Raw genomic sequence first — 20,540 nt, forward strand, 5'->3', positions numbered from 1 at the left:
GCCGCCCAGGCGCATCAGGGCCGGCACCAGCACGCCGCGGATGATGGCCCCAGCGGTCCCGATGCCGATCAACCGCCGGCTACTTCGAACCGCTGACCACGCGGTAGGAAGCGTCGTCGAAGTCGGCGTACGCGCCCTCGCGGCCGAGGTCCTGCACCCACAGGCCGACGAACGCGCCGGTGAAACCCCAGGCGGCCGGCTCGCCGTTGACGACCCGAGCCGCGTACTCGTCGGACAGCGTCGTGGCGTCGAGCACCGGGCCGGCCGACTGCCAGGTCGCGCCCGGGAAGGCGTACGCGAAAGTGAGCGACGGGCCCTCGAAGCGCAACCGGAGCCGGACCGGGCCGGGGGAGAGGATCGGCGTCCGGACGCCTGGGACCACCGTGACCTGACCGCTGTCGCAGGCGAGCAGATCGATCACCGGTTGACCGTCATCGTCGGCGGTGACGTGCAGGTAGTACCAGTTGCGCGTGCTGTAGTAGGCGGTTATCCCGGCCAGCTGCCGATAGTTGCGGGGCTCGAATTCCATGGTCGCCTCGAACGTGCAGTCGGTCGCCACCACCCGCCGCGCCACCAGGCTGGGCCGGTGGCGGCCCATCGGCGACAGTCCGCCGTGGATGCGCAGGTGGGACGGGCGCGCCGAAAGTGACACCCAGTCGGGCGTGGCGGGCCGCCGCAGCGTCGACCAGTTGACCCCCAGTTCGGGGCTGTCGAAGGGGTCGTCCTCGGAAAGCGAGGGCGGCGCCGACGGGACCGGCGAAATGAAGCGTGGCGCGGGCAGCGCGGACGCCGGCACGCCCCCAGCGATCCGCGGCCAGCCGGAATCGGTCCAGGTCACCTCCTGCAGCGCCGTCTCGCGGCCGAGCACGCAGCGCCCGAGCGGCGAATAGGGCCGCCCGACCAGGTGCGCGAGATACCACTGCCCGTCCGGCGTCTCGACCAGGCTGCCGTGCCCGGCCTTCTGCAACGCCAGCGACGGGTCGCCGGCCGACGTCAGCAGCGGGCCGGACGGGTCGGCCAGGTAGGGCCCGAGCAGGTGTGCCGAGCGCGCGACGGTGACCTGGTGCTCCCAGCTCGTGCCGCCCTCGGCGGTGACCAGGTAGTACCAGCCGTCCTTGCGATAGAGGTTGGGCGCCTCGGTGACGGCCGCCGCGGTGCCGGTGAAGATCATGTGCTCCGGTCCGACCAGCGCGCGGGCCTGCCGGTCGTACTGCTGGATCGAGATGCCGGCGAACCGGTTCCGGCCGGGCCGCCAGTCCGCCACCATCGACAGCATCCAGGTCGTGCCGTCGACGTCGTGGAACAGCGACGCGTCGAAGCCGCGGCCGTGCAGCACCACCGGACCGGACCACGGCCCGATCGGTGTCGGCCCGGTGACCAGGAAGTTCTGCGGATCCCAGTAACCGCCGGCGAAGGTCGCCACGTCGGAGTAGAGCAGGTGGAACTGCCCGTCCGCGTACGAGAGGTTGGGCGCCCACACCCCGTTCGAGTCGCCCGTGCCGACCAGGTCGAGCAGGCGTTTCTCGGTGAGCGCACCGCCGAGCGGCGTCCAGTCGACGAGATCAATCGAGTGATGCACCCGTACGCCCGGATACCACTCGAACGTCGAGGTGGCGATGTAGTAGTCGCTGCCCACCCGCAGGATCGACGGGTCGGGGTGGAAGCCCGGCAGCACCGGATTGCTGATCTCCCGCACCGAGACCTCGACACTCGTCAACCGACGGCCCTCCCGACTGGTGCCCGTAAGTTCCGGAGACTATCGCAAGTTCCGTCCGTACGGGGCGGCGCCGTGATGCCACCCCTGATCAATCGCACCGGTAAACCTCGGATCGGCCGTCCGGTGGCCGATGAGACCTCCCGGTGACGACGGGAGGACAGGTGCGGACTGAGCAGCGCGGCGCGCGGCTGATCGACCTGCTGTGGCGGGACACCGCCCTGCGCGTTTCGGTTGCGCTCACCTTGCTCGGTTGCGCGCTTTTCTTCGTCTTCGACGGCGATTCCGTACGCCAGGTGCAGGTCTACTGGGCGTTCCAGGTGCCGCTCGACGCCGCGCTGGCGCTGGGCGCGTGGCGTATCCGGGAGATCTCGCCGCGGCGGTTCCGGACGTTCTGGACGATTCTCGCCTTCGCCGGCAGCTGCTTCGCGGTCGGCGACGCCGTGCAGACGGTGCTCACCTTCGTGCATACGGACAGTCCGTCGATGAACGGCGGACTCGTGCAGACCGCGTTCTTCGCCGTCGGCATGAGCAGCAACGTGATCGCCTGCCTGATCTTCCCGCAGGGCCTGTCGACCCGCCGCGAGAAGTCGATCTTCTGGCTCGACGCCACCACGGTCATCGTCGGCGGCGGCGTCACCGCGTGGTGTTTCGCGGTCAATCCGCTCGGCGGCGCGCACTCCGACCGGCTCACCGCGAGCCTGACCGCGGCGCTGGTGGTCGTGGCCGCGTTCTCGGCCACCAAGGTCGCGCTCATCAAGGCGCCGCCGATGGCCCGGATCGCCGCCTGGCCCATGGTCGCGGCGGCCAGTATGCAGGGCATCAGCACCTTCCTGCCGGGTGACTTCCAAGAGGCTTCCCACCCGTACGTCTTCACGATCCGTCTCGTGCCGTCGCTGCTGATCGCCGTGGGGCCGTGGGTCCAGGCCGGTGTGCTGCGCAGCGGACGGACCTACCGCGCCACCAAGCGTCGTCCGTACAGCCTTCTCCCGTACGGGATGATCGGGCTGACCTTCGTGATCTTCTTCGCGATGCTGCCCGACCAGGCGTCGTCCCAGCTGTGGGGTGCGGCCATCGGCGTGGTCGTGATCAGCTGCCTGGTCGCCGGCCGGCAACTCGTCGCGTTCCACGACAACATGCAGCTCATCGACCGGCTCGACGTGGCCTTGGACGAGGTGCGCGGCCACGAGGCTCAGCTGCTCGCGCAGGCTTCGACCGACGGGCTCACCGGGCTCGCCAACCGCACCCGGTTCGCCGCTCTGCTCGACGAGGAGATGTCCGCCGCCGACGGTGTGTCGGTGCTGCTGATCGATCTGGACGACTTCAAGACGGTCAACGACACGCTGGGCCACGCGGCCGGCGACGCGCTGCTCGTGAGCGTTTCCGAGCGACTGCGCGACGCGGTCCGTACCGGTGACGTCGTCGCCCGTCTGGGCGGCGACGAGTTCGCGATCCTGCTGCCCGGCGCCGACGCCGCCGCGGCCGGGTGGGTCGCCGACGACATCCAGCGCCGGCTCACCGAACCCATGGACGTCCGCGGACACGTGCTGGTCACCCGGGCCAGCGTCGGCGTGGCCCGCTCCCGTCCCGGCGACGACCAGTCGGTGCTGCTGAGCAACGCCGACATCGCCATGTACGAGGCGAAGCGGCGCGGCAAGAGCATGTGGGTCGAGTACACCGACGCGATGGGCGCCCGGATCAGCGCCGAGGCCCGGCTCAGCCGGGAGATGGCCCAGGCCGTCGAGCGCGGCGAGTTCACGCTGCTCTACCAGCCGATCGTACGGCTCTCGGACGGTGTGCTGACCGGGGTCGAGTCTCTGATCCGGTGGAACCACCCGACCCGGGGTCTGGTCACGCCGGGTGAGTTCATTCCGGTCGCCGAGCGTACGGGCCAGATCGTCGCCGTCGGCCGCTGGGCGTTGCGCGAGGCCTGCCGGCAGGCGGCGGAGTGGCGGCGTTCGTTCCCGGCCGCGGCCGAGCTGCGGGTGGGCGTCAACGTCGCCGGCCGCCAGCTACGCGAGCCCGGCTTCGTGGCCGAGGTGGACGCGGTGCTGACCGAGACCGGCCTGCCGCCGTCGCACCTGAACATCGAGGTGACCGAGACGGCCGTCTTCGACGACGAGGAGTCCACCGAGGTCCTGTTCGACCTGCGCGGCCACGGCGTACGGCTGTCGCTGGACGACTTCGGCACCGCCGCGTCGTCGCTGGGCCTGCTGCTGACCACGCCGGTCACATCGCTCAAGCTGGACCGCTCGTTCGTCGAGTCGATCACCACCGTCGGCCGTCAGGCGGCGGTCGCCAACGCGGTGAGCCAGATGGCCGCCGCGCTCGAGCTGGCCTCGGTGGCCGAGGGCATCGAGACGGCCGAGCAGCGCGTCGTTCTGCAGGACCTCGGTTACCGCTACGGCCAGGGATTCCTGTTCGCGCGCCCGTTGCCGGCCGCCGAGATCGCCTCGGCGTGGTTGAGCGGCCACGCCCGCCTTCCCGCCTGAGCACCGCTTTCCGCTCGCCATCGCGACTAGGCTGTGAGGTGATGCGGGCTTCGGGCCGGTGCCCGCTGACCGGGGGTGGGGTGATGTCGGCGTCGCACGAGGACAACACCGGGCACACGAAGGTCATCGCCATCGTGACGTCGGCCGGGGGCCTGGCCGCGGTCAGCGCCGTCCTGCGGATCCTGCCGGAAGATCTGCCCGCGGCCGTGCTGGTGGTCCAGCACCTCGGCGGTCAGGGAAGCGTGCTGGTGGAGATCCTGGCCCGCCGCACCCGCCTGCCCGTGGCCTGGGCGCAGCCCGGCGCGCCCCTGGCTCCCGCCTGCGTGACGGTGTGCCCGCCCCGGTCACGTCTGGAGGTGCTGCCCGACCTGACCTGCTCGGTGACGTCCCGCGACGGTGCCGTCGACGAACGACCGCTTGATGCCGTGCTGCTCTCCCTGGCCGAGTGCGTGGGCGAGAATGCCGTGGGCGTCGTTCTGACCGGAATGGGCAAGGACGGCGCGCACGGAGCAAAGGCCCTGCACGACGCGGGGGGCCTGGTCATCGCGCAGAGCCCGGACACCGCCGACCACCCGGCCATGCCGCAGGCGGCGGTCGACGCCGGCGGCATCGATCTCGTGCTGCCGCTGCACGAGATCGGCGCCGCGCTGGTCGACGCCGTCCTGGGCCGGCGGCTTCCCGTGCCCGCCACCGAGGCCCAGGCGATCCGGGACGTCTTCGGCAGCGAAGGGGTGACCGCCTCGATGGCAGCCGAGATCGATTGGAGCCGTACGCCGGTCGGGCGCGTCTCGGGCTGGTCACCCGTGCTCCGGACCGCGGTCGGCATCGTCATGGCCTGCCCCGACGTGGCCAACCTGTGGTGGGGTGACGACCTGCTCTTCTTCACCAACGACGCCGCGTTGACGGTCCTCGGCGGCCGCGAACGGACCGCGTTCGCCCAGCCCTACCGCGAGACGTTCGCAGACGTCTGGGAGCAGGTCGAGCCGGCGCTCGAACGCGCGCAACAGGGGAACTCCGCCCGCTACGCCGCCGTGCCGTTCCGATATGTGCGGGACGGGCGCCTGCAGGACATGTGGACCGACATCACCGACACCCCGATCAAGGACGAGAGCGGGCGGGTCGTCGGGGTCATCCGGGTCGCCCACGAACGTACGGCCGAAATCCTCTCGGCGCGCCGGCTGACGACGCTCAACGCGCTGGGCCCCAAGGAGCGGACGAACAACCGCTGGGAAGCGCTCGGCGCCGCCGTCGAGGTCCTGAGCGAGGCGGCCGACGTGCCGTTCGCCATGGCCTACCTGCTCGACACGCAGGCCCGGCGGGCCGGGCTGGTGGCGGCGACCGGCGTCGAAGCGGGCGGGACGATGGCCCCGCGCGAGCTGTACGTGACACAGGACGAGGTCTGGCCCGTACACGCGGCCGTGACGACCGGTCTCCCCGTGGTCGTGGAAGACATCAGCGTCCGGTTCCGGGGACATCTCGCGGGCGCCGACCGGCTGATGCCGCACCGCGCCGTGGTGCACCCTCTGCGGGACGACGCCGACGACCGGATCGCCGGCCTGCTCATCGTCGGTGCCGACCCGTTCCTCTCCTTCGACGACCGCTATCAGGAATTTCTCGCGCTCGTGGCCGCCGCCGTCGCCGCCCGGCTGGCCGAGGCGCACGCCCGCCAGCGGGAACGGGAGCGGCTGGCGCGGCTGGCCGAGCTCGACCGGGCGAAGACCGAGTTCTTCTCGAACGTCTCGCACGAGTTCCGCACGCCGCTGACGCTGATGCTCGGACCGCTCGACGCGGCGCTCGAAGGGGCGGAACCGCTTCCGGACAGTCTCGTGTCCGAACTCGAGGTGGCGCGGCGCAACGCCCGGCGGCTGCTGCGGCTGACCGGCGCCCTCCTCGACTTTTCACAGGTGGAGGAGGGCCGGTTGCGGGCCCACCTGGAACCCACGGACCTGGCCGCCCGGACCCGCGAGATCGTGGCCCAGTTCGACAGCGCGGTGGCCCGGGCCGGTCTGACCATGCGGACGGCGATCGAGCCGGTCGGCCAGCCCGTGTGGGTCGACCCCGAGATGTGGGAGAAGATCCTCGCCAACCTGCTCTCGAACGCGTTGAAGTACACGCTCAAGGGCTCGATCGACGTGGAACTGCGCGGCCTGCCCAAACACGCCGAACTGGTGGTGCGTGACACCGGCGTGGGGATCCCCGAGAACGAGCTGCCCTACATCTTCAAACGCTTCCACCGGGTGCACGACGTCCGAGGCCGTACGCAGGAAGGGGTCGGGATCGGGTTGGCCCTGGTCGAGGAGTTGGTGCGCCGCCATCACGGTCGCGTGCGGGCCGCGAGCTCGGTCGGGTCCGGGACAACGATCACCATCTGGATCCCGCTCGGCCGGCGGCGGTCGGCCCCGAAGGGTGAGGACACGCCGCCGGCCGCGGTCACCTCGGCCGTCGCCGCCGGCCTGGCCGAGGAGGCGGCCCACTGGGACAGCGCCGGCGATGACGGGCGCGTGTGGGACCTGGACGATTCTCCGAACTCGCACGTGCCGGGCGCCCGGATCCTGGTCGTCGACGACAACCACGACATGCGTAACTATCTGCAACGGTTGCTGGCCCCCCGCTGGACGGTCGGGCTGGCCCGCGACGGCGGCGACGCACTCCAGCTGGCCCGGCGTGACCCGCCCGACCTGGTGCTCAGCGACGTGATGATGCCCGGGATGGACGGCTTCGCGCTGCTCTCCGCCCTGCGCGCCGACAGCGTGCTCGCCAACGTGCCCGTCGTCCTCGTCACCGCCCGGGCCGGGGAGGAGGCCGGCATCGAGGGGCTGCTCGCCGGCGCGGACGACTACATCGTCAAGCCGTTCTCGGCCCGCGAACTTGTCGCCCGCATCGGCGCCCAGCTGGAGCTGACGGTGATGCGGCGGCGGAAGGGCGAGCTCGACGCGTTCCGGGTCGCCCTGACCGATACGCTCCGGACCCTGACCGACCCGGTGGAGGTCCAGGCCCGCGCGGCTGCCGTCCTCGGCAGCACCTCGGCGCGAGCCGTGCCTATTACCAGGAGTTCGACGCCGCCGCCGGCACGTTCACCATCCATCGCAACTACACCGACGGGTTGCCGTCTCTGGCCGGCACCTACAAGCTGGCGGAATACGACGACGAGCTCGTCGAGGAGTCACACCGAACCGGCCGGCCCCTGGTCGTGCGTGACGCCGCCGACCTCGATCCCGAGGCCGCCGCTTCCTGGGCCGCTCTGTCGGTGCGATCGGCTGTGGCGGCACCGAACATGCGCTCCGGGGTGTGCGTGGCGGCTCTGGGGATCACCAGCGCCGAGCCCCGGAACTGGACCGACGAGGAGATCGCGCTCGTCGAGGAAACGGCCGAACGGACGTGGGCCCACGTCGAGCGGGTCCGGGCCGAGCACGAGCTGCGCCAGTCCGAGCAACGCTTCCGTACCGTGGCCGATGCCGTCCCCGCCCTGATCTGGCAGAACGACGCCGACGGCCGCAGCGTCTTCGTCAACCGGTCCTTCCGCGACTACACCGGCCTGACCGACGCCGAGGCGAGCGGCGAACGCTGGCAGTCACTTGTGCACCCGGACGAGGCCGAGGCCTACAGCGCGGACTACTTCCGGGCCGTACGCGACCGGACGGACTGGCACGGCCGGAACCGGATGCGCCGCCGGGACGGTGTCTGGTGCACGTTCGACCACTACGCGTCGCCGCTGTTCGGTGTGGACGGAGCGTACCTGGGCCACGTCGGTGTCTCGGTGGACGTCACCGATCGTCGTCGATAGCGCCCGGGGTTTCAGTCGCGCAGGAGAGTCGAGGCGATGGCCCGGCCGTTCTCCGTCCACGGGACCGGGCGCATGGTGGCCGGGTCGAGGCGGACGTTGATGCGGCGGCCCTCGGCATAGACGATCTCGGCGTCGGCCGACGTCACCTGGAAGCCGTAGTCGGCGCTGGTCGTGCCCATGCGGTCGAGCCAGAAGCGGACGTCGATCTCGCCGGTGCCACGGATCGGGCGGTGGAACGTGATCTGGTATTCGCGGACCACGTTGAAGGCGTCGGGCGTGGTCGGACGGCCGCCGGTGAACGACACGCCGCGCTCGGCCCACCACACGACGATCGCCCGCTCCACGAGCACGGCGTATCGCGAGTTGTGGAGAACGCCCATGGCGTCCAGGTCGTCGAAGTGCACGGACTGCGGGACAACGGCGCCGTGGCTGTGGACTGCGGTGGTCATCGGGTCTCCGGAAGGATCGTCGGGTCGGTCATGACGGCTCTCAGATGGTCGAGCAGCGCTCGGCGGGCGTGGCCGAACGTGACGCCGGGGCCCAGCACCGGGGCCTGCATCACGGCGCACACACCCAGAGATTCGGTTTCGTAAGCGATGTCGCCCGCATCGGTTCCGGCCCGCAACTCGCCGTTGGCCACGGCGTCGGTGGCCAGGCCGGTCAGGAACCCCATCCACTCGCGCAGCTCGGCCGCCAGCCGGTCATGCACGGCGCCGGGGCGGGCGTTGAACTCGAAGTGCGCGTTCGCGAAGAAGCACCGGCCGGGCAGCGCACCGGACTCGTAGAAGTCGAGCCGCCGGTTGTGCACCGCCCACAGCCGCCGTACGCCGCGAGGTTCCGCCAACGCGGGCCGGATCACCTCGTCGGTCCACTGCGCGCGGGCGTGTTCGATCACCGCCAGCTGGAGCGCCTCCTTGGACCGCCAGTGCGCGAACAGACCCGACTTGCTCACCCCGAGCGAGTCGGCGACCTGGCTCAGCGAGAGCCCGTCGAGCCCGGCCGCCGTCGCCAGCTGCAGGGCCCGGTCGAGCACGGCGACGCGGGTGCGCTCGCCTCGAACCAGCCGGCCGTCCTGGGTCATGACCCGACCCTACTAAACGACCGACCGTTCGTAAATATTGTGTCGTGTCGGCTGGACCACGCGGATCGTTCCCGTTGGCTGCGCGGCTACCGCGGCATCCTCGGCCTCGTCACGCTGGTGCCGCGCCGTCAGCCGCGCTTCGAATAGTTCACGCCGTCGAACGGCCAGACCTCGGCCAGCCACTGGCTGACCGCGCGGTAGAGCGGCTGATCGAGGGCGGCGTGGCCGGCGCTGACCCAGGAGCGCACATCGGCCACGCCGGGCGTCCGGGACGGATAGATGTAAACACAACCGGCCAGTTCGGAGCCGACGAACACGGAATAGGTGAAACCCTCGCGATTGGCGAAATCCTTCTCGTGCTTGCGAAGGTCCTGCTCGTTCTGTTCGAGGGTCATGTCGAACGGCCACGGATAGGTCTCGAAGCCGGGCGTTTCCCGGATGTGGCTCATGCTCGACTTCCACGCCGCATAGTCGACGTCGTTCCAGAGGTGGGTGATCTGCTTCAGGTGAAATTGATCAAGCACCGCGAGCTCGACCGGAACACGAAAGTCGTCCGGCACGAAGGCCGGCTTCGATGCGGTTGCGGAAGCCATGTCTGTCGTCCCCACGTCTAGGAAGCGCTGCACGGAGCATAACGCTTGGGAACGCCCCAGGAGGCGATGCCACCGCAGGATGATCAAAGGGGCTTGGCGATCCGCCAGTCACGCGTGAATTGCCGCAACGTCGACTCCCGGTAGAGCGGTTCGATGGCGACCCCGCCCTGGGCGTCGGCCCGTTCGATCGACAGATAGGCCCACACCCCTTCCGGCGAGATGTTGTCGCGGTGCCGCTCGAGCAGAATCGGTTCGCGTCGTTCCAGCAGCTGCATGTCGAGGTCGAGAATGCAGACCGACGTCACGAGTTCCTCGGGCAGCCAGCGGAACTGCAGGTTCTCCTGTGCCAGCTCCATCGGCACCTCGGAGTCCTGGATCAGCTCGCGGAACTCCGCGACCTGCGGCAGCCACTGGGCCCGCTCGCCGTAGAGCAGGTATTGATAGGGGCGGCCCATCCGCAGGTTCTCGGCCACCACCTCGAAGAACGCACCCGGTTCACCGTCGTTGGTGTCCGACTGGAACAGGGCCGTCATGATGCGCATCCGGGTTATGCACGCCTCCATGCCGATCGCCTCGGCATCCGTCACGAAGCCGACCGGTCCCAGCGTGTCCCGGTTCTCGACCAGCTCGCGGGCGGCCACGTCGATGTGCGTCTGCAGCCGCCGCGAGATGCGGGCCACCATGTCGAGCTGGCGGCCGCGCAGATCGCTCGCCTCGACCACGGCCCGGCGGATGTGCGCCCGCATCCCGGCCTGGTCGTCCTGGTCGGGAGTGGCCGGGCGCTCGCCGAAGACCAGATAGTCGAGGCTCACGTTGAAGTACTCGGCGATCGCCAGCAGCACCTCGAAGCTCGGTTTGATCCGCCCGCGCAGGTAATGCGAGATCGTCGCCTCGTTCTTGCCGATCGCGCGGGCCAGCTTTTTTCTGTGCCCGGCTTCCGCCGGCGTGTTCAGCAGATTGGCGAGGACTGTCTGAAAAGCAACGCTGCGCTGGCCTGAGGACATCCGCTTTACCCCGACGCATCTGACGACGTGATCAATTCTGGGCCCTCTTTACTCACGCTACAAAGGGCTGACTCCACAGTACATTCCGGCGTTGCCGGGCTGGTCGTGCCGCCCGTACCGTGGTCGCACGAAGGGAGACTTCCCATGACCAGGATGATGATCCGGTCGGCGGCGGCCCGCAGATATGTCACGTCATTCATATGGCCCGGGTGCGTGGTGATCGTTTCCGTGGTGCTCGTCGTCCAACCGGCCACCGAACGGTATTGCGTTGCCGTGCTCATCGCCTCCGACGTGATTCGGCGGATCTCCGAACGCGATTTCCGCGGCGACCCGCGACGCTCCGAGAACGGACAGGAAAGATGATCGAATTGCGTTCCCCGGCGAATCTCACCCAGTATGAATGGCGCGGGCTCGGTCTGCCCTTCAACCTGGCCGACGGCCACGCCCACCAGCTGCAGGACAGCGCGCAGCGCGAGATCGTCCGGCGGCTTCCGACGATCTTCGCCGACGGTGAGCGGACCCGGCAGGCCGATCTCGAGGCGACCTACCGGGAGGCCTTCTACCGCCTCGCCGGGCAGCACAGCGCCCTCGGCCGCGCCACCCTGCTCTGCACCTCGGCCTCGCAGGCGATCGACCTGATCGCCTGCGCCCTGGCCCGCCGCGGGATGTCGGTGACGCTGCTCGAACCCTGCTTCGACAACCTGGCCACGCTGCTGCAGCGCCGGCAGGTGCGGCTGGCCCCGGTCAACGAGGCCGCGCTGGCTCCCGGGCGGATCGCGGCCACCGTGGCCGGGCTCCGGACCGACGCGCTGTTCCTGACCCTGCCCAACAACCCCACCGGTTTCAGCCTCGACCCGTCGGTCTTCGAACACCTCGCGCACCGATGTGCGGCCGAGGGAATCGTGCTGATCGTCGACTGCACGTTCCGCTTCTTCGACGCCCGGCCGGCCTGGGACCAGTACGAGATCCTGGCCCGCTCGGGTGTGCGGTTCATCTGCGTCGAGGACACCGGCAAGACCTGGCCGACGCTCGAACTCAAGTGCGGGATGCTCGCCGCGAGTCCCGAGCTCTACCCGGCCCTCGTCGAACCGCACAACGACATGCTGCTCAACGTGAGCCCGTTCGTGCTGCGGCTGCTGGTCGAATATCTCGCGGACTCCGAACAGCGCGGCCTGGACCGCACAGTGCGCCGCCACACGCGCGTCAACCGGGCCGCCCTGCGTGAGGCGATGGCCGGCTCGATCCTCGTACCGGACGGCCGCAGCCCCGAGATCAGCGTCGAATGGGTCCGGGTCGAAGGGGCGGCGCTGACCGGGCGTGAGGTGGTGGACGTGCTCGCCGCGGCCGGCATCGGGGCTCTTCCGGGCGAGAACTTCTTCTGGAACGAGCCGGGGCGGGGTGCTCGGCACCTGCGGTTCGCGCTCGCCCGCGACCCGGTCATGTTCCGGAGTGCCTGCCTGCGGCTGAGGGAAGTGCTCGGGACGCTGGACGGTGCGCGTTGAGGATCATCTATCTGGACGAGCCGACGTACTTCCCCGAGCCGTGGCGCCGCCGGTTCGAACGGCTCGGGGAGCTCGAGGTCTTCACCGACCGGCCCGACGCCGGCACCGCCGTCGACCGGCTCTCCGCCAGCGACATCGCGATCGTCGAGTGGACCCATCTGCCGGCCGGGGTGTTCGAGCGGGTGCGCCGGCTGCGGCATCTGGCCCTGGTCACCACCGGCTACGACTTCGTCGATCTGGACGCGGCCCGCTCGGCCGGGATCGCCGTCAGCCACTGCCCGGCCTACGCCGCCCAGGCGACCGCCGAGCACGTCTTCGCGCTGCTGCTCGCGGTGACCCGCCGGTTGCGCGCGGCCGACGAAGCCGTGCGGGCGGGCGCCGGCCACCTCTACCCGCCGTTCCTCGGCATGGAGCTGGCCGGGCGGACCCTGGGCCTGATCGGCAAAGGGCGGATCGCCCGCTCGGTGGCGCGCATCGCGGACGGCTTCGGCATGACTGTGCTCTCGACCGACAGCGTGGGCCAACCGGTCTCCCTGACCGAGGTGCTGCGCCGCAGCGACGTCGTCTCGGTGCACGTGCCCTTCGGTCCGGCCACCCGCCACCTGCTCGACGCCGGCCGGCTCGCGCTGCTCCGCGACGAAGCCATCCTGATCAACACCTGCCGGGGCGGGATCATCGACCAGGCGGCCCTCGCGCGCATGCTGGCCGACGGGCGTCTGGCCGGGGCGGGTCTGGACGACCTGTCGGCCGAGGCGGCCGATGACATCCGGGGTCTCGACAACGTCGTGCTCAGCCCGGGCACCGCCTGGTACACGGGAACGGCCCGGGAGGCCAACCTGGTCGAGCTGCACGACAACCTGACGAGCTATCTGGACGGCCGCCCGATCAACATCCTCAATTGACGCCGTACGGGCCAAGGTCCCGTACGGGAAAGGGGAGCGTGACCGTCAGTCGAGAGCCGGCATGGACGCCTGGCCCTTGTCGGCGATCACGAACGGGGTGTCGATGTCGGGGGTGCCCTCGCCGATCGAGACGGCGGCCACGCCCGTGCCCGTGTGGGCGATCTCGCCGGTCGGGTCCTGGATGATGTAAGTGGTGGTGCCGGTGTAGATGGTGTACGTGGGTTTGCCGTTCGACTCGCCGGTCTGGCGGAAACGGAACTTCTGGTCGGCGGCGGACGCGTCGCACGAGGCGGTCTTCACCGGGGCGGGCTTCTGGCCGGCGCCGAGCTTGGCCGACAGGCAGAACGGCTCGGCCCCGTCTCGCAGCTTGGCCGTCTGGATCCAGTACTGGTCGCCGCCGGGAGTGAGCGGCTTGATCACGAACAGGTCCTTGTCGCCGAACTTCTCGGACAGGCCGATCTTGCCGTCCGGCACCACGCCGAGCGTGGCCTCGCTGTTCTTCGGCAGCAGGTGGACCTGACGGGTGCCGCTGAAGACGCCGCCCTTCGTGCCCGACGACGAGGACGAAGCCGACGGTGACGGTGACGGCGAGGACGACGACGGGGACGCGGAGGGCGAGGAACCCAGGGTGGCCGTGGCCGGTGGGGTCGCGGAGGGACCGGGAGCGGCCGACTCGGTGTCGTTGGCGCAGGCCGTGGTCAGCATCAGGCCGGACAGCACGACGGCGGCGGGAACGATCCGGGAAACGGTACGCACGGGAGCTCTCCTCAACAGGTGGGGTTGCCTTGTCGAGGTGCAGCTTTCCGGACATTCCGGCGCGGGAACCGGCCCGGAATGGGACGTGGCATCAACAGGGGAGACCCGGCGATCGCGGTCTCCCCTGAAACAGGCCTCGGGTCAGAGGGGCTTGCGGCCGACCGCGCCGTACGCCTCGATCTCTTCGATGCCGTCGCCGTCGGGACGCCACGAGCTGATCTGGGTGAGGCCGGGCTCGACCAGTTCGAGGCCCTCGAAGACCGTGGACAGCTCGGCCGGGCTGCGCAGGATGTAGGGCACGCCGCCGGCCTGGGCCAGCCGCTCGGCGCCCTCGACGACCGCCTGGGACGTGTCGGTGCCGTCCCAGAAGACCAGGAAGCTGCCCGCGGGCATGCGGGACATGACGGTGTCGACGATCGAGCGGATCACCGCGAGGTCGGGCTCGTAACCCATGACGCCCATGAACATGACGGCCACCGGCTCGTCGAAGTTGAGCGCGCCCTCGGCCTCGGCCAGGATCTTCTCGGGGTCGTGGTAGTCGGCGTGGACGTACGTGGTGACGCCCTCGCTCGTCGTGCCGACCAGCAGGGCCCGGGCGTAGGCGAGCACCATCGGGTCGTTGTCGACGTAGACGATCTTGGCCTCGGGGGCGATGCCCTGGGCCACCTCGTGAGTGTTCTGCATGGTCGGCAGGCCGGTGCCGATGTCGAGGAACTGGCGCACACCCGCCTCGGCGGCGAGATAGCGGACGACCCGGATGAGGAACTTGCGCGACTGGCGCGCCATCACCACGATCTCGGGGTAAACCTGGGCCACGGCGTCACCGGCGGCGCGGTCGGCGGCGAAGTTGTCTTTCCCGCCCATCCAGTAGTTCCACATGCGTGCCGCGTGGGGCACGTCGGGCTGCAGCTCGGCGGGGGCCTCTTGGTCCGTCATGGGGACGTTTCTATCGGCCCGGAATGCGTTGCGCAAGCGCCCATTGTGGATATTCAGGAACGGTCCAGATCGGCGATGACGCCTTTCAATATGTCGGGGGTGCGCGCGGGCGGGGCGGCCTCGATGATGAGCCGGCCGAAGGCGGCCGCGTAGTCGTCCACGTCCTCGCGTTTGTCCAGGTAGAGGGCGCTGGTCAGGTGCTCGATGTAGACGACGTCGTCCAGTTCCTCGTGCGGGAAGCGCAGAATGCTGAACGCGCCCCCGGCCGCGGCGTGGCCGCCCGAGTCGAACGGGATCACCTGTAGCCGGACGTTCGGGTCATCGCACGCCTCGAGCAGGGCGACGATCTGTTCCCGCAGCACCTCGCGCCCGCCGATCAGCCGGCGCAGCACCGCTTCGTCCAGAACCGCCCAGAACGTCGGCGAGTCGGGCCGGGCCAGGGTCTCCTTGCGCCGCATCCGCAGCTTGGCCAGCCGTTCGACCTCGTGCTTGCTCGGGTTGGTGTGCGCGAGGCGGATCACCGCACTCGCGTACGCCTCGGTCTGCAGCAGCCCGGGGACGAACTGGATCTCGTACGTGCGGATCAGCTCGGCCGCCTGCTCGAGGTCGAGGTAGCTGTGGAACCAGCTCTCCAGCACGTCGCCGTAGGACTGCCACCAGCTCGGCGAGTTGGCCGCCTTGGTCAGCTCCAGGAGGCGTTCGTGCTCGGCCCGGTCGTCGACGCCGTAGAGCAGGAGCAGGTCGGTGACGTCGCGGGCCTTGAAGCCGACCCGGCCCAGCTCCATCCGGCTGATCTTGGATTCGGACGCCCGGATGCGGTAGCCGGCGGCCTCCCGGCTCACCCCGGCGGCGAGGCGCAACTCGCGCAGGCGTCCACCCAGCTGGAGCCGACGCACGGTCGACCCGCCGCTGTCCCCACGCCCGGTCATGATGATCTGCTTATCAAAGAGGTGGCCGGTCCGCTACGGCTTGCGCCCGACGGCGCCGTACACGTCGCCGGTCGCGCGCACGGCACGGTCGGCGGCGACGTTGTCGGTGCCACCGAGCAGGTGGTTCCAGACTCGGGCCGTCTCCGGCACATTCGTGTCCAGCCTGGCCAGATCCTCTGTCACGCGAACATCCTCACCTCGGTGGACCCCAGCGTCCAGTGTGGATCCTCTACGTTCGACGATCGCGATCATACCGAGCGTCGGGCACGGACAGTACCGCACCCGGCGTTGCTTCGCGCCTACTCTCCGGATGATTCTTCCAGCGGAACGGCCGGTGGCGTGGGAAAAGCCGGACGTTTACGACGATCTGGTCCCGGCTTCGACGTCCCCACTTGGCGGGTTCGGTCGCGCTTCCGTCCGCAGGGCTACCCGGTGCGTCCGGCCGGTCGGCTCGGTCGCGCTCTCGGCGGGTCGGGTCAGTCATGCCCTCGGCCGGTCGGATCATTCGTGGGGGAGCAGGTGGCGCCAGGCCGCGGCGACATAGTGGCCCGGTGACGTGCGATAGGCCGTCAGTTCAGACCTCAGATTCCCCCGTACGGCCTGAGCCCGCGCCCCGGGCACACGGCGCTCGATCCGGTCGGGCACCGGGATGCCGGCCGGCCACGGAACGGCGTCGTCCGGAGCGAAGTCGAGTCGGACGGCGGCCAGCAGAACGGCGTTGGGCCGCCAGGGCTCGCCGCCCCGCAGCACGTGACGTCGCAGCTCCTGCACGTGGGCGGCCAGTTCGTGGAGCGCGTCGGGGTAGGCGTGCGCGGGGTCGCCGTCGCCCCAGTCGTCGAGCTCGGCCGTGAGGTAGGTGCCGTCGTCATCCCGTACGCGCAAACGGTCTTCGGGTTGATCGCGGCCCGGTGGCTTGGACCGGTCGCGCTCGGTGTGACGGGGATTGCGCAGCACGGCGACGGTGTGGGCACGCAGCGACTCGGCCTGGCGGGCCCGCAGGGGAAAGCTGGCGGTGGCGTCGGCGTACGCGGTGCCGTCGTCGTAGACCGCCAGCGGCGGCGGGGTCTGGACGAGCTCGCCCGGGAAGAAGAACCCGGTCGGCCGGGCCCATTCGAAGATCGGCCACCGTACGGCGGCCCGCGCCGCCACTCCGGTGAGCCCGACAACGGCGGCCGCCCCGCCCGCGACCAGAAACGCCCTACGGTCCATGATTGGCTACTTTAATTGGACAAAAGCCCCAGGAATGGTGTTTCGCGAAACCGGCATCCACGTGATGGTGGATGTTCGTGTTGCGCGTGGTGGTGGCTGTTCGTGTTGCGCGTGGTGGTGGCTGTTCGTGTTGCGCGCGGTCGCCGGGCGGCCTCGCTCAGGGCGCGGTCGTCGGCGCCGAGGGCCGTGGCGTTGAACGGGATGGCGACAGGCGCGAACGTGCGCGATCAAGGTTCGCGCGATGCGGCAGAATGGCCCGCGTGCGGGAAGTGGTGGACGGTGTCTTCGAGCTGAGCCTCGGGTTTGTCAACATGCACCTGGTCGTGACCGACGACGGCGTGGTGCTCGTCGACACCGGGCTGCCGCGCAACTCCAAGCGGATCGACCGCGCGCTGCGCGGGCTGCGCAAGCAGATCGGCGACGTGACCGCGGTGCTGCTCACCCACCACCACTTCGACCACATCGGGAACGTCGCCGACGTTCGCCGCCGGTCGGGAGCGCGGGTGTTCGCGCACGCGGCCGACGCGCCGATCATCACCGGGGGGATCCAGGCGCCCGAGCCCAAGGGGCTGGCCAGGCTGGCGACCCGGCTGATCGGCACGGCCGAGCCGACCAAGCTCGACCAGCTGATCACGGGGGAGGAGTCGGAGCCGCTCGACGGCTTCACCGCCCTGCACACGCCGGGGCACACCCGGGGGCACGTGTCGTTCCTGCTCGACCGGGCCGGCGGCATCCTCTTCGCGGGTGACACGGCCTCGGGCACGCGCGACGGCAAGGTGACCTCGGGGCCGACGCAGGTCTCGATCGACGCCGCCGAGCAGGGGCGCAGCCTGGCCAAGCTGGCCACCTACGAGTTCGAGCACGCCGTCTTCGGGCACGGGCGGGCCGTCTCGGGGCACGCGGTGGAACGCTTCCGCGAGTACGCCGGCAACGGCCCGGGCGCTTCCTGAACGCCGGCGCGCGCGATCGAGTCACCGCGCTCGCGCAATGGAAAACCGGCGAGCGGCCAGAAGCGGGCTCCGGCGCGTGGAGTGGCCGAAAGGTGGCCGGCCCTAGACGAGGTGGTGGATGCCCAGCGTGAAGGACGGGCGACGGCCGTCGCGCAGGGTCAGCAACTCGCGGATCTCGGGGTGGGGCATCTCGGCCGCCCCGGCGCCGGAAATCGGGCGTGGGCGCCGCGGCTCGGCCCGGCCGCCGCTGCCGCCACGGCCGGGGTAGACATAGAGGCCGTGCGCCGGGTCGGGCACCGCGTCGAGCGCGGCCGAGACCAGCGGCAGGGCACGATAGGCCGTCCAGGCCTCATCGGTGTGGAAGGCGATCTCGAAGAGCACGCCCCACTGATGGACGGTCCATTCCCAGCGGTACGCGCCGTTGGTGATCGCCGCTTCGACGAGGTTGTTTCCGAGCGACTCACGCCACGCACGCGCGGTGCCGCGAGGACCGTCCAGGACCTCGACCGACCACCAGCGCATCTCCATGCGTCGACTGTAGAACCGCCGGGGGATCCGCAGGTGTGGTTGCCGAAATCTGGCACATCCGACCGGAAATGATCAGCTCCAATCGCCGCCTTGAAGGTCCACGAATTGGGGAGGCCGATTTCCGTACGCGTCGGCCGAAAGGATGGTTGCCGCATGTGCAACGCGTTCCTAGGTTGATTCTGCCGATATCGGATCGGCTCAGAGAATGATCTCGAACTGGCGCATCTGTCGGGGGGACAGAATGAGAATCACGCATGCGCTGAAATTGTCCGCGGCCGTGGGGACGGGCGCGCTCATGGTGGTCGCCGGCGTTCCGGCCTACGCCGGTGGTGGTCACGCCGGCAAGGCGCCGATCAGGACGGTCACCACCGGGTTGGACGGCCCGTTCGGGCTCGACGTGGTGTCGCCGCACGCGGCACTGGTCGCCGAGTCGGAGAGTGGTGAAGTCACTGCGGTCAATCTCCGGTCGGGCGCGCGAACCACGCTGATCTCGAAGATTCCCGGGGCGGCGGGCGTCACCGCTTCCCGGGGGAAGATCTTTGTCGTGCTCGGCGGGCCCAATCCGGAGGGGCCGCCTCCGCCGCCCTCGAAATATCCGCCGGCCTCGGTTCTGATGGCCGACCGGAACGGTAAACACGTTCGCGTTGTCGCCGATCTTCTGAAATACGAGTTGAAGCACAATCCGGACGGTCAGAAACAGTTCGACAAAGCCGGAAAACCGTACGACGCGCTGTCCAACCCGTTCAGCATGACCGCCACCCGGTGGGGGCTGCTGGTGGCCGACGGTGGCGCCAACGACGTGCTGCGCGTCGACCCGTGGACGGGCAAGGTGTCCACATACTTCGTGCCGCCCAACCCGCGTACGAAGGAATGTCTGGCCAAGGGTGCGCAGGCGAATCCGGGCACGGTCGGCTGTGACTCGGTGCCGACCGGCATCGCGGTCCGGGGCCCGTACGTCTATGTCTCGACCCTAGGCGCCGAGAAGCCGGGCGCGTCGGTGATCTACCAGCTGGACGGACGCACCGGCAAGGTGCTGCGCAAGTACGGCGGGTTCACGTCGCTCACCGGCGTCGCGGTCAGCCCGCACGGCACGATCTACGCCTCCGAGGTGCTGTTCGGGGCGCCGGCCAGCAATCCGCCGCCCGGGTTCGACCCGTCGAAGGTGGGCCGCCTGACCCGCATCCGGCACGGGCAGGCCACGCACGCCGCGGTCACCATGCCGACGGGGATCGAGTATGCGAACGGCAAGCTGTACTCGACCTCGTGGAGCATCGCCGGCCTGTTCGGCGTCAAGCACGCCGGCCGTCTGGTCGAGGTGGACGAGCGGGCATTCCGCTAGAGATCCGCGAGCCGCCGGGGTGAGGACCAGATCACTCCGGCGGCCGCGTCATCCAAAGCAAAGTTCCTTCCCCGGTACGCTCGGACGCCTCGTCTGAAACAGATCACCCGACGCGTTCCGGGAGCGACATCGTGCAGCCGTACCGCATCTTCCGCATCACGGCCGTGGCCGAGGCGTTCTCGTGGGCGGGGCTGCTCGTCGGCATGTATCTGAAGCGGGTCGCCGAGGTCACCGACATGGGGGTCTGGTTCTTCGGCCGGCTGCACGGGGCGCTGTTCGTCGCCTACATCGTGGCCGCGCTGTGGGTGGCCCGCACCGAGCGGTGGTCGCTGCTGCGCACGCTGGTCGGCCTGGCCGCGTCGATCCCGCCGTTCACGTCGCTGATCTTCGAGCGCTGGGTGGCCCGCCGGCGCCCGGCCGAGCCCGCCGTCGAGCCGTCCGTCGCGGGCTGACGCCAGCCCGTCGGACCGCGTCGCGCTCGTCGCCGGTTGACGGCCACGCGGTGGCCCGTGTCGCGCCCGTTGCCGGTTGACGCCAGCCCGTCGGACCGCGTCGCGCTCGTCGCCGGTTGACGGCCACGCGGTGGCTCATGTCGCGCCCGTTGCCGGTTGACGGCCACGCGGTGGCCCGCGTCGCGCCCGTCGTCGGCTCAAGTGCTCATCCGTCGCCGCACATTTCGGGAATTTGATTCTTTGTCGTTATCGGCCGGACCGGCGAACAATGGCCGGAAAGGCGAATGGCGGCCCGAACGACTAGCCGTGGCCCGAACGGCGAAACGGCCGCCCGGAAAGGCGAGACGACAGCCCGAAACGTGGAAACAC

Annotated in this window: 19 protein-coding genes and 2 pseudogenes; 10 read left to right on the forward strand and 11 right to left on the reverse strand. The window is 70.0% G+C overall.

Annotated features, from left to right (window positions below; genetic code table 11):
- Positions 1-79 precede the first annotated feature (79 nt).
- Positions 80-1,717: a glycoside hydrolase family 43 protein gene (locus tag JIG36_RS23020; protein ID WP_203378441.1), complete on the reverse strand. Its 1,638-nt coding sequence runs from the start codon at positions 1,715-1,717 to the stop codon at positions 80-82.
- 161 nt (positions 1,718-1,878) lie between these two features.
- Between JIG36_RS23020 and JIG36_RS54140 the strand changes: the two genes are divergently transcribed.
- The 4 genes and pseudogenes from JIG36_RS54140 (at position 1,879) to JIG36_RS52105 (ending at position 7,990) form a co-directional block, all read left to right on the forward strand.
- Positions 1,879-4,206, forward strand: coding sequence for a putative bifunctional diguanylate cyclase/phosphodiesterase (locus JIG36_RS54140; RefSeq protein WP_203378442.1), 2,328 nt, complete (start codon positions 1,879-1,881; stop codon positions 4,204-4,206).
- A gap of 83 nt (positions 4,207-4,289) precedes the next feature.
- Positions 4,290-7,076: pseudogene (locus tag JIG36_RS52100) on the forward strand (chemotaxis protein CheB); the annotation flags it as partial.
- A gap of 233 nt (positions 7,077-7,309) precedes the next feature.
- A pseudogene (locus JIG36_RS54665) lies at positions 7,310-7,528 on the forward strand (hypothetical protein); the annotation flags it as partial.
- 123 nt (positions 7,529-7,651) lie between these two features.
- Positions 7,652-7,990 carry a PAS domain-containing protein gene (locus JIG36_RS52105; protein WP_307872868.1) on the forward strand — a complete coding sequence of 113 codons (339 nt, stop codon included), beginning with the start codon at positions 7,652-7,654 and terminating at the stop codon, positions 7,988-7,990.
- Positions 7,991-8,001: 11 nt separating this feature from the next.
- Here JIG36_RS52105 and JIG36_RS23050 read toward each other — a convergent pair whose 3' ends face one another.
- From JIG36_RS23050 to JIG36_RS23065, 4 genes are all read right to left on the reverse strand, one after another.
- Positions 8,002-8,439 carry an acyl-CoA thioesterase gene (locus tag JIG36_RS23050; RefSeq protein WP_203378444.1) on the reverse strand — a complete coding sequence of 146 codons (438 nt, stop codon included), beginning with the start codon at positions 8,437-8,439 and terminating at the stop codon, positions 8,002-8,004.
- Positions 8,436-9,071 (reverse strand): TetR/AcrR family transcriptional regulator, encoded by a 636-nt coding sequence (locus JIG36_RS23055; RefSeq protein WP_203378445.1) that lies wholly within the window; start codon positions 9,069-9,071, stop codon positions 8,436-8,438. The genes JIG36_RS23050 and JIG36_RS23055 overlap by 4 nt, the downstream gene beginning before the upstream one ends.
- Positions 9,072-9,199: 128 nt before the next feature.
- Positions 9,200-9,697 (reverse strand): N-acetyltransferase, encoded by a 498-nt coding sequence (locus JIG36_RS23060; RefSeq protein ID WP_236048096.1) that lies wholly within the window; start codon positions 9,695-9,697, stop codon positions 9,200-9,202.
- A gap of 50 nt (positions 9,698-9,747) precedes the next feature.
- Positions 9,748-10,668, reverse strand: coding sequence for a helix-turn-helix domain-containing protein (locus JIG36_RS23065; RefSeq protein ID WP_203378447.1), 921 nt, complete (start codon positions 10,666-10,668; stop codon positions 9,748-9,750).
- A gap of 144 nt (positions 10,669-10,812) precedes the next feature.
- Between JIG36_RS23065 and JIG36_RS23070 the strand changes: the two genes are divergently transcribed.
- Genes JIG36_RS23070 through JIG36_RS23080 form a run of 3 tightly spaced genes read left to right on the forward strand, consistent with a single transcriptional unit; the run spans position 10,813 to position 13,072 of the window.
- The gene (locus JIG36_RS23070) at positions 10,813-11,031 is read left to right on the forward strand and encodes a hypothetical protein (protein WP_203378448.1); all 219 of its coding nucleotides are present in this window, start codon (positions 10,813-10,815) and stop codon (positions 11,029-11,031) included.
- Positions 11,028-12,170, forward strand: coding sequence for an aminotransferase class I/II-fold pyridoxal phosphate-dependent enzyme (locus JIG36_RS23075; RefSeq protein ID WP_203378449.1), 1,143 nt, complete (start codon positions 11,028-11,030; stop codon positions 12,168-12,170). Before JIG36_RS23070 ends, JIG36_RS23075 begins: the two co-directional genes overlap by 4 nt.
- Positions 12,167-13,072, forward strand: coding sequence for a 2-hydroxyacid dehydrogenase (locus JIG36_RS23080; protein ID WP_203378450.1), 906 nt, complete (start codon positions 12,167-12,169; stop codon positions 13,070-13,072). The genes JIG36_RS23075 and JIG36_RS23080 overlap by 4 nt, the downstream gene beginning before the upstream one ends.
- A 45-nt stretch (positions 13,073-13,117) precedes the next feature.
- Here the strand turns inward: JIG36_RS23080 and JIG36_RS23085 are convergent, their stop codons facing one another.
- From JIG36_RS23085 to JIG36_RS23105, 5 genes are all read right to left on the reverse strand, one after another.
- Positions 13,118-13,828, reverse strand: a complete 711-nt coding sequence (locus JIG36_RS23085) for a hypothetical protein (RefSeq protein WP_203378451.1) — start codon at positions 13,826-13,828, stop codon at positions 13,118-13,120.
- Positions 13,829-13,969: 141 nt separating this feature from the next.
- Positions 13,970-14,764: an SAM-dependent methyltransferase gene (locus JIG36_RS23090; RefSeq protein ID WP_203378452.1), complete on the reverse strand. Its 795-nt coding sequence runs from the start codon at positions 14,762-14,764 to the stop codon at positions 13,970-13,972.
- A 53-nt stretch (positions 14,765-14,817) separates the two neighbouring features.
- On the reverse strand, positions 14,818-15,693 hold the full coding sequence (locus JIG36_RS23095; RefSeq protein WP_203378453.1) for a Sco1979 family transcriptional regulator: 876 nt from the start codon (positions 15,691-15,693) through the stop codon (positions 14,818-14,820).
- A gap of 33 nt (positions 15,694-15,726) precedes the next feature.
- A complete protein-coding gene (locus JIG36_RS54145) occupies positions 15,727-15,876 on the reverse strand; it encodes an SAM-dependent methyltransferase (protein WP_307872869.1) in 150 nt (49 codons plus the stop codon).
- 318 nt (positions 15,877-16,194) lie between these two features.
- A complete protein-coding gene (locus JIG36_RS23105) occupies positions 16,195-16,902 on the reverse strand; it encodes a hypothetical protein (protein WP_203378455.1) in 708 nt (235 codons plus the stop codon).
- Between the two features lie 260 nt (positions 16,903-17,162).
- Here JIG36_RS23105 and JIG36_RS23110 point away from each other — a divergent pair, with 260 nt between their 5' ends.
- The gene (locus JIG36_RS23110; protein WP_307872870.1) at positions 17,163-17,852 is read left to right on the forward strand and encodes an MBL fold metallo-hydrolase; all 690 of its coding nucleotides are present in this window, start codon (positions 17,163-17,165) and stop codon (positions 17,850-17,852) included.
- A 102-nt stretch (positions 17,853-17,954) separates the two neighbouring features.
- On the opposite strand, the gene JIG36_RS23115 is transcribed toward JIG36_RS23110, so the two are convergent.
- Positions 17,955-18,380: a hypothetical protein gene (locus JIG36_RS23115; protein ID WP_203378457.1), complete on the reverse strand. Its 426-nt coding sequence runs from the start codon at positions 18,378-18,380 to the stop codon at positions 17,955-17,957.
- A gap of 241 nt (positions 18,381-18,621) precedes the next feature.
- Between JIG36_RS23115 and JIG36_RS23120 the strand changes: the two genes are divergently transcribed.
- Positions 18,622-19,719, forward strand: a complete 1,098-nt coding sequence (locus JIG36_RS23120; RefSeq protein WP_203378458.1) for a ScyD/ScyE family protein — start codon at positions 18,622-18,624, stop codon at positions 19,717-19,719.
- A 131-nt stretch (positions 19,720-19,850) separates the two neighbouring features.
- On the forward strand, positions 19,851-20,171 hold the full coding sequence (locus JIG36_RS23125; protein WP_203378459.1) for a DUF3817 domain-containing protein: 321 nt from the start codon (positions 19,851-19,853) through the stop codon (positions 20,169-20,171).
- Positions 20,172-20,540 lie beyond the last annotated feature (369 nt).

The sequence above is a fragment of the Paractinoplanes ovalisporus genome (genome assembly GCF_016834655.1).
In the GTDB taxonomy this organism is placed as follows: Bacteria; Actinomycetota; Actinomycetes; order Mycobacteriales; family Micromonosporaceae; genus Actinoplanes; species Actinoplanes ovalisporus.